The organism is Pseudomonas sp. UMAB-08 (assembly GCF_900095225.1).
Lineage (GTDB): Bacteria > Pseudomonadota > Gammaproteobacteria > Pseudomonadales > Pseudomonadaceae > Aquipseudomonas.
Genome location: NZ_LT607423.1, coordinates 155982 through 167990, shown reverse-complemented (window position 1 = coordinate 167990; position 12009 = coordinate 155982). Strand labels below are relative to the sequence as shown.

The following is a 12009-nucleotide window of genomic DNA, read 5'->3' as shown; positions in this document are numbered from 1 at the left end:
GTAGGTCATCGTCAAGATTAAATTCCGAAACCCCTGTCTGCTTATGCAGACAGGGGTTTTGTTTGTGCGCAGAAAAAAGGGCTCAAGAGTTGCTCGCATACGACTGCAACGTTCCGTTGCTAACTCGGGCGGAGATCCGACTTAATCCAGATCTCGTCGGATTGCGTCCAGACGCTCGTCGAGCAATGGGGTGAGCAGGGCGTAGCACTCCGCAGGGGCGATGGACACTATTTGCGTACCGATGAGGCAGCGTTGCAACTGATCGAGAGCACTGTGCAGCGAGCGGGGGGCATGCCTGAGTAAGCGTTCATGCAAATACTGCAACTGGATAAGCATTTCCAAAGGGCAGGTTCGGTGGGCGGCTGCGCGTACTGACAGACCCCGCAGCCGGCCAAGGTCTTCCAGTTCCCAACAGCGTTCGGCGATGCTTGGGGGCTCAAGATTGAGCGCGCAGCGGTGCAGTTCGAGGTGCTGGATAGTGCCGAGCAGGTCTTGCAGCAAACGGCAATGGCCATCGAAATCTGCGGGAGCACGGCGTAACGCTTGCCAGTTCTGCCGCTGTTCAGCATAGGGCCATTCCTTCCAGCGGTGGTCGAGCGAGGAGCCCAGCGCTTGGCATCGCTGCCGTGCTTCACTGGTGGTTTGTCCGCCGAGACCGCGATGCTGCTGCAGGCCTTGCAGCAGGTCGATGCCCTGCAACAGTGCCCGCAGCAGTGCCGGGTCGCCCTGCGGCGGCTGGATCAGATCGAATGCCATGGCGGGTTGTAGGTTCATGTGCGGCTTCCGGCGGTGAGCTGGTTGAGATAGCGAGTCAGGTCGTGCAGCGCATGAGTCTGTGTGCTCTGCACCTGTACGGCCCCATTGACCTGTTGCAGCTGTTCGCTGAGAGCATGATTGGCTTGTTGGTGTTCGCTGAGCGCCTGTTGCATGGCGCCGAGTTGTTGCAGATTGGTCTGGCTCCGTTGAGCCAGGTCATCGAGGTTGGTGGCAAGGTGCTCGCTCTGCTGGTTGCCGGCTTCCAGCAGGTGGCGGTGTTCTTTGACCTCGCCATCTACCTGGCGGACTGCCATGGCGATCGCCGTCGCGACCTTGGTGATTTCGTGGGTCGCCTGGTCGGTAGCCTGAGCCAGGCTGCGGACTTCATCTGCCACCACGGCGAAACCGCGGCCATGCTCGCCTGCGCGGGCTGCCTCGATGGACGCATTGAGTGCCAGCAACTGGGTCTGCTTGGCCAGCGCCTGGATGCTATTCACTGTTTTTTCGACTGCTGCGGTGCGCTGCAGCAAAGCTTCCACAGCCTGCGCGGTATTGCCCAGACTGTGCTGGATGGCGAGCATGCTGCCGCCCACGGCACGAGCCTCCAGGCAACCGGCGTCACTCCGTGCATGGGCGTCGGCGAAGGCCGCCAATGCATCCTGGGCCAAGGCGTCGATGCTGTGCAGGGTCTGGTCGATCTGCTCGCTGGCAGCGGCGATCATGGCGATCCGTTGGCTCTGTTCCTCACCCTGGTCGCTGGCCTGCTGGGCCATCTGTTCCAACGCGCGGCTGGCGAACTGCACTTCGCTGCGCATGCGTTCGCTGTTGCGCAGCGAAGTGCTTGTGGTCACTAGCAGCGTCGCGGGGTCGGCATCCCGGGAGCTGCGCAGCAGTCGTGCCAGTTCGGTGTTCCAGAATGTCTGTAGATGGCGTTGATCGCGCTCGCGCAATTGCCAGGCACAGCCTAGATAGAGAACGCCAGGGATGAGGGCCAGTGCGCTGGCAGGCTGTTCGGCTAGCGCGAGACCGCAGGCGCCAAGGGCAAGACCGAGCGGTAACCAGAGGTTGATCCCGCTGCGTTCCAGTAGGACCATGCCTGGTTTGAATAATGCTTTCCCAAACGATGTGCCAGTAGGACGGCGCTTGCCTGCGTCCCTGTGCAGCGTTGTGGTGGCATGACCCATTGGGAGGATTCCTTGAGCGGGCAATAGGATTTCCTTTTTACCGGGGTGAACGCAAAAACGGCGCACGCTCACCTGCCGAAATGCGGAGGTGAGCGGACGCCGTTGCCCGTAATAGTTGTGAAACCATCGTCGTTGATGGCTCAAGTGTGATCAGGCCAAGCAAGTTGCTTGCCAGTCTTTGCCGTCGGCCACAAGCAAGCGTGTCGCCCACGCAGTGAGAAGGGTGACTCTGTTCAATTGCTATTGATGAGCGATGGGCCAGGCACGGAACGCGCTTGCAGGAAAAAACAGGTCAAGGAGAGGAACGGGCTTACCTATTTTCTTCTCAGGCTTTATTCCGATGTTTACGGCGAAGGCAGAAAGCGCGATTAACGCACCAGCCGTGGGAATTGCTGAGCCACAATGCTCTGTTATGGTTCGAATTAAACACGATCGGGTTCTGGTGAGCAGCTTTTCGGTTTCGACACAGGCGGGTCGCTCTCATCGATCTCCGCAATAGACTGTTTCCGACCAACGGCGAAAGTTAGGCGTGGTATTAAAGACTAAGGCATATAGCCATCTATATACTCAAAATCTCGCTTTTTTTGGCCTTGTCGATGAAGCATTTCTACCCATTTTTGCTCGTCCTGCTCTCCACCCTGGCCCCGACGCTGGCGCAGGCTGGCGTCCAAACGCTACGTCTGCTTGCCTGGCCTGGCTATGCCGACAGCGACCTGGTCGCGGAGTTTGAGGCGCGTTACGAAGTGAAGGTCGAAGTAACCCTGGTTGGTAGCGACGAAGTGCTGCGCAGCAAGCTGGCGGAAAATCAGGGTGGCAACTACGACTTGATCGCTGCCAACACCGCGGAAGTCGAGTACTACATAGGTCAGCAACTGCTACAGCCATTGCAACCTGCGCGTATAACTAACACCTCGCGCCAACTCTTGCGCTTTCGCGACTACTCGAAGATCCCCGGGATTATGGCCGGCGGCAATGTCTACGCGATCCCCTACACCTATTCGGACATGGGGCTGATCTATGACCGACAGCAGTTCAGTCAGCCACCGCAGTCGATCACCAGCATGTGGGACCCCAAATTCCAAGGCCGTGTATTGGCTTTCAACACCAGCAGCCATAACTTCTCTCTGGCCAGCCTGGCGCGCGGTGGCGACCCGTTCCACATCGCCGCCGCTGATTTCCCCTTGGTCGCTGATCAGCTGGTCGCGCTGCGCCGCAACGTGCTGACCTTCTATTCTCTGCCCGAGGAAGCTGCCGAACTATTCCGTGAACACTCGGTGGCTCTGCTCTTCGCCAACTATGGCCGGCAGCAGCTCAAGCAGTTGCAGGACGCTGGCGCCGATGTCGGCTATGTGATTCCGCGAGAAGGTGCTTTGGCTTGGCTCGACTGTTGGGCGATCAGTCGCAACGCGCGCGATCCAGTGTTGGCCGAAGCCTGGATCAACTTTACTCTTGAGCCCCATGTCAGTCGCGCTCTGAGCGAGCGCCAGGGCTTGTCCAACACCTTGGTAGAGCCGGTTGGCATGGACCCATCGGCACAACTGATTTGGCTGCGTCCTGTCGAGGACGATGCACATCGTACTGCGCTGTGGCAGCGCATCATGTCTGGCGACCGTTCGCCCCTGCAGGAGGCGCGATGAGGTTCAGTATTGCCCTCAAACTCGGGTGCCTGATGGCTCTGTTCGGCATCCTGCCCACCGGTCTGGCCGGATACTATTCCTACACCAGTAGTCGCGACATTCTGCTTAAAGCCGCAGAGCGCGACCTGCTCACTTCCGTCCAGGTGCTCGGGCGCAACCTGCACGGCAATCTCGACGACATCGGTCTCGATGCGCAACTGTTGGCCAACGGCCCGGAGGTGCGCGAGCTTCCGGGCGCCAGTAGCCAGAGCGTGCGTTTACATGCCCAAGACAACCTTGCCGAGTTGTTCCGCGCCATGTTGCAAGTGCACCCCGACTATATGCAGATCCGCCTGATCAGCGCTGTCGACCATGGCCTCGAACTGGTGCGGGTTGATCGCGACGGTGAGCGCCTGTTACGCGTCAGCGGTGCCGATCTGCAGGAGAAGGCTCATTACGCCTACGTGTTCGACACCTTGCGCCTGGCGCCCGGTGAAACACGCTTGTCCCCGATCGTGATTAACCATGAGCAGGGCGCTCACTCCGGGTTGGGCAAGCCGACCCTGCATGTGTCCACGCCAGTGGCGGATGCCAGCGGTAAAGTATTCGCCCTGCTGGTGATCAACGTCGACCTCGACCAGCTCTTTAATCAACTGCAGGGGGATTTGCCCGCGCAATACCAGGTGTATCTGAGCAATCGCTGGGGCGACCTGCTGGTCCACCCAGACCACCAACGCACTTTCGGATTTGACCAAGGGCGCCGTTTGTTCATCCAGGACGAGTTCCCGGAAGTCGCCAGACTGCTTGGTGAGAAGCATAAGGACCATTTGATCAGCCGTAGCGTCGCGCAGGAGCAGCAAGATGGGCTGGTTGCAGCGTTCGTGCGCATCTCAAACAATGCGCAGACCTCGGAACCTTTCATCGTCCTCGGTCTCGGTCAGTCACAAAGCCTCGTACTCGCCGAGGCCTCGCGGGTGGGCCAGAAGATCGTCCAGATCGTCCTGCTGTTCAGTCTGCTGGCCCTGCTCACGGCGATCATCACCTCGCGTGCGGTCATCCGTCCGCTGAAAAGCATGACCCAAGCCGTGCAACTATTTTCCCGTGAACGCAAGATCAGCGAACTGCCCTCGCGTCAGGACGAATTGGGCCAACTGGCCCAGAGTTTTCGCGAAATGCAGGAGGAAATCCTCAGTCAACTGGAGGATCTCACGCACAGCCGCACGGCCTTCGAACACCTGTCTCGACATGATCCACTGACCGGTCTACCGAACCGTCGGGTGTTCTTTGATCGCCTTGAGCGTGCCTTGATCAATTCACAGAGTAGCGGCAAGCACTTGGCGGTGCTGTTTGTCGATCTCGATCACTTCAAGAGCATTAATGACCGGTACGGCCACAGCCTCGGTGATCATGTGCTCAAGGCGGTGGCCAACCTGCTACGTTCTGCCACCAGCGAAAACGATTCGGTGGCGCGTTTGGGGGGGATGAATTCGTCATCTTCTTCGAGGCGGTTGAGGATACCCAGCATATTGTCACCATTCTGGAGAAGCTGCATAACCGCTTCCAGCTTCCCCTGTTCATTGATGGTCATGAAGTGAGAGTCAATGCGAGCATGGGTGTCAGCATGTTCCCGCGCGATGGCAACGATATCGAAGCCTTGGTCCAGCACGCTGACCACGCGATGTACGCAGCCAAGAAGTCGGGTCGCAATACCTACTCATTCGACCTGTCGGACGCGGGTGAAAACCGCTGCGAGTCGCCCTCCTGATTGAACATCGCTGATCACTGCTGGCAACATGTTTGCCATGGTCAGTGTCCTTGGACGATCAAACAAATGCCTCGGCTATTGATCAGAGATGATACTTAACCCGGCTATTTAAATATTCTCCAAAGGCGCAGGTCAGATAACACTTCTCGCGGTAAAGAATACTCATTGCGTTTAGTGTATTAAGGCAAAAGTTTCCTGTTCGCCACTCACCCTAAGTAGACGACAAATATGCGTAATCTTTCTGCCCTGTTTGTCGCCTGATTACGGTTCTTGTCCATCGTCTCGTCCTTGCCGATTTCTGCCTGCTGCGACTCCTTGTTTTGGGTCGATAGCAGACTATCTTTCGACTATCCGAATTGACCAAAAATCCGGTTGCCGCTTAAGCCCTTATAGCGTTCGCCTGAACGTCTGAAAACGCTTGGATCATGGCCATTGCGATGCGGCAAGCAAGAAGGATAGCATTGTTATGTAAAGTCGCTTGATGACCTATTACGCTTGGCTATTATGTGCGCGCCGAAATGGGCAGCAAAGCTCAACCCGTCCTTGCATTGGTATTTGCTTTTGGGCTCCTACTCTTACTTCCCATGACAGGAATCTCGATGCTGGCGTACAACAAAAAAAAGTTTCTTATCGTCGATGATTTCTCCGACTTTCGCAGTTCGGTCAGGTCCATGCTGCGGGAACTGGGCGTTGTGGAAGTAGATACCGCCGATACGGGTGAGCAGGCGCTACTCATGTGCGCGCAGAAGCGCTACGACTTTATCCTGCATGATTTCAATTTCGGTGACGGTAAGAAAAATGGTCAGCAGGTGCTTGAAGACCTGATGACCGACAAGCTGATAAGCCATGAAAGTGTTTTCGTCATGGTCACCGCCGAGAACAGCCAGGCCATGGTGATGAGCGCCCTGGAATGGGAGCCGGATGCCTATCTGACCAAACCGTTCAACCGTGCGGGCCTGGCCCAGCGCCTTGAAAAGCTTGACCAGCGTAAGACGTTGCTCAAACCGATTCTCCAGGCGCTTGATCGCGGCAAGCCTGCCGAAGTATTGGCTGCCTGTACCAGCCTTACCGAGAAGGACCAGCGCTTTGCGCCCCTCTGCCAACGCTACAAGGCTGATGCGCTGCGCGATCTTAATCAGCATGATGCGCTGGAAAGCTTTCTCAAGATGATCCTGGCCGACCGCGCCACGCCTTGGGCTTATGCGGCGCTTGGCAAATTACTGTTCAAACGCGGCAAGGCCAGCGAGGCTCAGGCGATTTACGAGCGGGCAATGATTGCTTTCCCGATGATCCCGACGCTCTACGATGGTCTGGCTGATGTATTGGTTGCCCGTGGTGACGCCCGACGCGCTCAAAGCGTGCTCGAGGATGCCGTGCGTTTATCGCCATTGGCTGTGCGTCGGCAAAGGTTGCTGGGCAAGCTGGCGATGGGTAACGATGATTTTGAAAGCGCCTCCAAGGCTTATCGTCATGCCGTGTCCCAAGGGCAGTATTCTCGCTTCAAGGATCCAGAGAGCAACCTCGGCCTGGCACAAGCACTGATCAGCAAGAATGGTGATAAGGGCCTGGATGCCAGGGCCCGGGTGGAGATCAACCAGACGCTGGGTGAAGTCGCTAAGGAATACGGCAACGATCAGGGGCTGCAATTGCGCACTCGTCTGATGAAAGCAACCAGCCTGCAGCAGTCGGATCCTGAGGCCGCTGCGAAGCTGACCGAGCAGGCGTTGGAAGTTCTTAAGGGGATGGAGAACTTTCTGGGTGCCGACGCGGCACTGGCGGTTGCCGCCCAGCTTCAGCGCTTGGGTCATGAGGACGCTGGAGCAGGGGTATTGAAAAACTGCGCAGAAATCTACGGCGATGACCCCGCAGTCATGCAGGGCATCTCCCGTCTGACCGACGATCCGGCGATCCTTGGTGCGGGCAAGGCCGCCGCTGACCTCAACCTTCAAGGCGTACGCAGTTACAAGGCCGGTAATCTCGCCGAAGCGCAGGATTTCTTCCGTCGCGCGTTGGCGTTGCAATCGAAGAACATCAGTATCGCGCTGAACATGGTGCAATCGTTGTTGCCAGCGAAGGGCGTGGCTCCAGATGCTGCACGGCTTGAAGAATGTCGAGTGTGCCTGAACATGATCGGCATGATGCCTGACACGGATCCCCGTTATGAGCGTTATCAGAAGTTGCAGAGCAGGGCGTTTGGCGCATGAGTACTACCGATGAGGGCCTCGACTTCTCGATGGTGATCGCCTCCATCGTGCATGACATGAAGAACTCCCTGGCGACGTTGATGCACGCTCACAGTCAGTGGCTGATGCGGCTGCCCGACGTGCAGCAAGGCACCCCCGAGCATGGGGCGATCGAGTACGAGTTCGCCCACCTCAACGGGATGCTGGTGCAACTGCTCGGGCTGTACAAGCTGGGCGTCAATCAGTTGCCCCTGCGCCCTGACTATCATGAACTCGATGATTTCATCGAAGCACAACTGGCGTGCCATCAGGATGTCTTGAACAGTCATGGGATCGTCGCGAGTTACGAACTCGAGGGCGTTAATGTGCTCGGCTTCTTCGACCGTGAACTCATAGGCTCGGTGGTGGCGAACATTATTATCAATGCCATCCGCTATGCGCGCCATGCGGTATTGATCAGCGCCCACGAGGAGGGCGATCAACTCGTATTGACGATCAATGACGACGGCCCCGGGTATCCAGCACAGATGATCGAACGTCAGTCAGACTATGTGCAGGGCATCAATCAAAGCAGCGGCAGCACGGGTCTGGGCCTCTATTTCGCTGCGCACATTGCCAAACGGCATGAGCGCAATGGCGTGCATGGGCATATCGAACTGGCCAACGGCGGCAAGTTGGGCGGCGGTCAATTCATTATTTATCTTCCTTGAGTGCCACCGCAATGAAATGACGCGACACGACCCTTGCGGGGTTATTCAGTCGCGTTCCCGTTGTCGGTCGCTTGCTCATCATGTTTGTCGTCCAGGAGCGGTTGCTCGCCTGGCGAGGGAAGGTCTTGGGGTATCGGTTCCAATTCGACTGGCGGCGTAAAGGTTTTGACGAGGCTTCCCTCGATATGTCCTGACAAGTGATAAACCCCTGCCATTACCCCGGTGGTGGGATTGTCCATCAAACTGCGTCGTTCATCATCCAGGGCGACGTTCAGGATTACCCGAAGCTGCTCCACCATTTCGGACCGTTCGCTCTCGTGCGCCATGGCGCCGAAACCCGACACAGCAAGGGAAATCATCGTGCCTGCTACCCGGCCAACCGCCGCTGCGACAGCGCTTGCGACACCTCGGGTGGGGAGCGTGGCCTCCAGTTTTTCGCTGGTCCGTTTTGCCACTGACGATATGCTTGCGTCCGATGGCCCGGCTCCCACATCCCGTGCGGTAGTGTGGATCTGATTGACCAGGGCCACATACGCCGGCAGCTTGGCGACAGGATCGGTGTGGATGATCTGGTAGAGCGAAGCGTTGCGTGCGGGAGGTGGCGCCAGCGCGATTGCTGGAATGTCTTTGAGTCGCCGGTCGAATTGGTCTAGAGGTACACCGTAGCGTGGCGCAATGCCCTGAAGTTGCGTGCCGAGGAGCTGGACGTACAGTTTTGTCGCCTGCTCCATGACTACGCCGGGATTGATCTGTTTGGCGACAGGGCCCAGCACGCGATCGTGGTATTGCTCCTGCAGATAGTTAGCCATTCGTTTGGCCGGATCTGTCTCTTTCCCTGTGCTCACCTTGTACCAGGCCACCTTGAGCGTCAGCCATTGCTGGGTCCAGTAGCCGGTAAACCACGGAATGAAGTCTGCCTCGGTGCGCTGGTAGGCGAGGTCCCTCCAGTTCGCCATGGAGCGGCGCGCATAGTCCTTGACCGATTCTTTCGCAGCCACCGACGCCGTGACAATATCCCAGTCGACCTGCCGCCAGGTATCCTCCGAAACCAGAACCGGCGGGGTCTGGTCGGGGGCGCGATCTTTCGTGGCGCACCCTGCCAACGCCATCATCAAGGCGACGATCAAGGCGACGATCAAGGAACGCAGGTTCAAGGTCGCAGTCCTCTAAATAGATTCGACCGCGTTGATTCACCCGGCATCGGATGAGCTTCAAGCAAACACTCCACGCCTTTTTTGCATCGCAAGCTTCAGTGCGCGGCTATCCTTCTGACACACGGTGTGGGGGGCTTTTGCTGCTTTGTCCTTTCCTCATCGGAAGGGGGCGTTCAGCGCCTCAGATCATGGTCTTTTGAGTATAGGTGGTGAAAAGGAGGGCAAGAAAACCCAGCGATCCCATGAGTTCGCGCCGTTCCATGCGAGGCCGGGGTAAGATGACGAAACTGCTCATTGGCCTTTAGCTGCCGCTTTCTCTGTTGTGGTGAAGGCGCTCGAACCCGGAGGGTCTCACCGCAACGTTTGCTTTTCAGTCCGGTCGCCGGAGAAAATACTCGTAACGCGCGACTGTATTTGGCACTCACCCTCCTGATGCCACTGACCCTGACGGGGTCGGTGGCATCGCTCTCAGGAACCTAGAATGGCCCCAAGACATGTAATTAACGCTTCGGTAAGCCCAAGGGGCAGCCTGGAGACTCTGTCCCAACGCGAAGTACAGCAACTGAGCGAAGCCGGGGCAGGCAGCATCTACAAACTGTTCCGCCAGTGCGCCCTGGCAATCCTCAACACAGGCGCCCACATAGATAACGCCAAGACTATTCTTGAGGCCTACCAGAGCTTCGAGGTGCGCATTCACCAGCAGGATCGTGGCGTGCGCCTCGAACTGCTCAACGCGCCGGCGGATGCCTTCGTCGACGGCGAGATGATCGCCAGCACCCGCGAAATGCTGTTCAGCGCCCTGCGCGACATCGTCTATACCGAGAGTGAGCTGGACAGCCAGCGCATCGACCTGAGCAGCTCCCAGGGGATTACTGATTACGTCTTCCACCTGCTGCGCAACGCTCGCACCCTGCGTCCTGGTCTGGAACCGAAGATGGTGGTGTGTTGGGGCGGCCATTCGATCAACACCGAGGAATACAAGTACACCAAGAAGGTCGGCCACGAACTGGGCCTGCGCAGCCTGGACATCTGCACCGGTTGCGGTCCTGGCGTAATGAAAGGGCCGATGAAGGGCGCCACCATTGCTCACGCCAAGCAGCGAATCATTGGCGGCCGCTACCTGGGCCTGACCGAACCGGGAATCATCGCTGCCGAGGCGCCTAACCCGATTGTCAACGAGCTGGTGATCCTTCCTGACATAGAAAAACGCCTTGAGGCCTTCGTGCGCGTCGGTCACGGCGTGATCATTTTTCCAGGCGGCGCCGGCACAGCCGAGGAGTTCCTCTACCTGCTCGGGATCCTGATGCACCCTGACAACAAGGACCTGCCGCTCCCTGTCATCCTGACCGGGCCAAAGAGTGCCGCGCCCTACCTGCATCAGTTGCACGCGTTCGTCGGCGCTACGCTGGGGGAGGTCGCGCAGACGCGTTACGAGATCATCATCGATGACCCCGTTCAAGTGGCAAGGCAAATGACAGCGGGGCTAAAAGCGGTTAAGCAGTTCCGCCGAGACCGGAATGACGCCTTCCATTTCAACTGGATGCTAAGGATCGAGGAAGGCTTTCAGCGCCCGTTCGACCCCACCCACGCCAACATGGCCAGCCTCAAGCTGAGTCTTGACCTGCCTCCTCATGAGCTGGCGGCCAATCTGCGGCGTGCCTTTTCCGGCATCGTTGCGGGCAATGTGAAAGACAAGGGCATTCGCCTGATCGAGCAGCATGGCCCTTACCAGATCCGTGGCGACGCGGCGGTGATGCAGCCTCTGGACCGCTTGTTGAAATCGTTCGTCGAGCAGCACCGCATGAAGCTGCCAGGCGGCGCAGCCTATGTGCCTTGTTATCAGGTGGTCACGTAAAAACCGGATGTGACCTGTCCGTAGTGACTGTCTGGGCGTCAAGAACAGCCTGAAAGGCTCGGGGCTGTCATTGCTCCGGGCCTGGCCCCAACGCTCAGGTATCAACGTGTCGTTGGGGCGATGGCTGTATCGCGAGGGTGTTACTTCGCCTTCGCCACACTGGCTTTCTTCGCCGCCGCAAGCCAGGCAGGATCCAGTCGATGCTGGTCGGTATCAATGCCGAGAGCTTCCATGCGCGCCTTGTGCAGGTCGGCCTCTCGCACCGTCTGGCTTGCAGCGCCGGAGTTGCCATCCAACTGGTGCATCTGCGTGAGCCCCAGGTGATAAAAGCGCAGCAGTTTCATGGCCGTCGGGTCACTGGCCTGTACGCCCTCGGTGACGTAATGCATGACGTTGGTAATGCTCATTAGGCTGCGTTTCAGCTGCCAGCCATAAACGGCCGGTGCCATCCATGCCTGCGACCAGAACTGGAACCGCACCACTGTCACGGTCAGTGCCAACGCGGCAATAACGCCCGCCGCATTCAAGCGAAAATTATCGCCACCGGGTTCGCCAAACAGCTTCACGGCAACGCTGGACAGCACCATGGACAGCAGCGCAAAGATCACAATAATGATCAGCGTACTGCGTCGTGTTTGCCGTCGATAGGTTTCAGGATTGAATTGCTTGATCTCAAACATCACTGCTGCAGCGCCCCTTTGTTGAGTGGATAACAAGATTGCGGGGCATTATCGCCTGTAAGCGGTGGGCACAGACACGCTTAATGAGTCGGCCCACGTGTGTAGG

Annotated in this window: 8 protein-coding genes and 1 pseudogene; 5 read left to right on the top strand and 4 right to left on the bottom strand. The window is 57.9% G+C overall.

What is annotated here, in order from left to right:
- Positions 1–141 precede the first annotated feature (141 nt).
- Positions 142–774 (bottom strand): hypothetical protein, encoded by a 633-nt coding sequence (locus tag K0F75_RS17685; RefSeq protein WP_257604425.1) that lies wholly within the window; start codon positions 772–774, stop codon positions 142–144.
- On the bottom strand, positions 771–1337 hold the full coding sequence (locus tag K0F75_RS26285) for a methyl-accepting chemotaxis protein (protein WP_374028857.1): 567 nt from the start codon (positions 1335–1337) through the stop codon (positions 771–773). Before K0F75_RS26285 ends, K0F75_RS17685 begins: the two co-directional genes overlap by 4 nt.
- A 1199-nt stretch (positions 1338–2536) precedes the next feature.
- On the opposite strand from K0F75_RS26285, the gene K0F75_RS17675 reads away from it, so the two are divergent.
- The 4 genes and pseudogenes from K0F75_RS17675 (at position 2537) to K0F75_RS17655 (ending at position 8214) form a co-directional block, all read left to right on the top strand.
- The gene (locus tag K0F75_RS17675; protein ID WP_219063242.1) at positions 2537–3577 is read left to right on the top strand and encodes a PotD/PotF family extracellular solute-binding protein; all 1041 of its coding nucleotides are present in this window, start codon (positions 2537–2539) and stop codon (positions 3575–3577) included.
- Positions 3574–5321 (top strand): annotated as a pseudogene (locus K0F75_RS17670) (diguanylate cyclase domain-containing protein). The gene K0F75_RS17675 and the pseudogene K0F75_RS17670 overlap by 4 nt, the downstream one beginning before the upstream one ends.
- A gap of 599 nt (positions 5322–5920) precedes the next feature.
- The gene (locus tag K0F75_RS17660) at positions 5921–7525 is read left to right on the top strand and encodes a response regulator (protein ID WP_219063240.1); all 1605 of its coding nucleotides are present in this window, start codon (positions 5921–5923) and stop codon (positions 7523–7525) included.
- Positions 7522–8214 (top strand): sensor histidine kinase KdpD, encoded by a 693-nt coding sequence (locus K0F75_RS17655; RefSeq protein ID WP_219063239.1) that lies wholly within the window; start codon positions 7522–7524, stop codon positions 8212–8214. The genes K0F75_RS17660 and K0F75_RS17655 overlap by 4 nt, the downstream gene beginning before the upstream one ends.
- Before the next feature lie 41 nt (positions 8215–8255).
- On the opposite strand, the gene K0F75_RS17650 is transcribed toward K0F75_RS17655, so the two are convergent.
- Entirely contained in the window at positions 8256–9368 is a 1113-nt protein-coding gene (locus K0F75_RS17650; RefSeq protein WP_257604423.1) for a hypothetical protein, read from the bottom strand.
- Between the two features lie 481 nt (positions 9369–9849).
- Between K0F75_RS17650 and ppnN the strand changes: the two genes are divergently transcribed.
- Complete coding sequence (gene ppnN, locus K0F75_RS17645; RefSeq protein WP_219063238.1) at positions 9850–11223, top strand: nucleotide 5'-monophosphate nucleosidase PpnN; 1374 nt, start codon at positions 9850–9852, stop codon at positions 11221–11223.
- Positions 11224–11363: 140 nt separating this feature from the next.
- Here the strand turns inward: ppnN and K0F75_RS17640 are convergent, their stop codons facing one another.
- On the bottom strand, positions 11364–11903 hold the full coding sequence (locus K0F75_RS17640) for a DUF3087 domain-containing protein (RefSeq protein ID WP_219063237.1): 540 nt from the start codon (positions 11901–11903) through the stop codon (positions 11364–11366).
- Between the last annotated feature and the right edge of the window lie 106 nt (positions 11904–12009).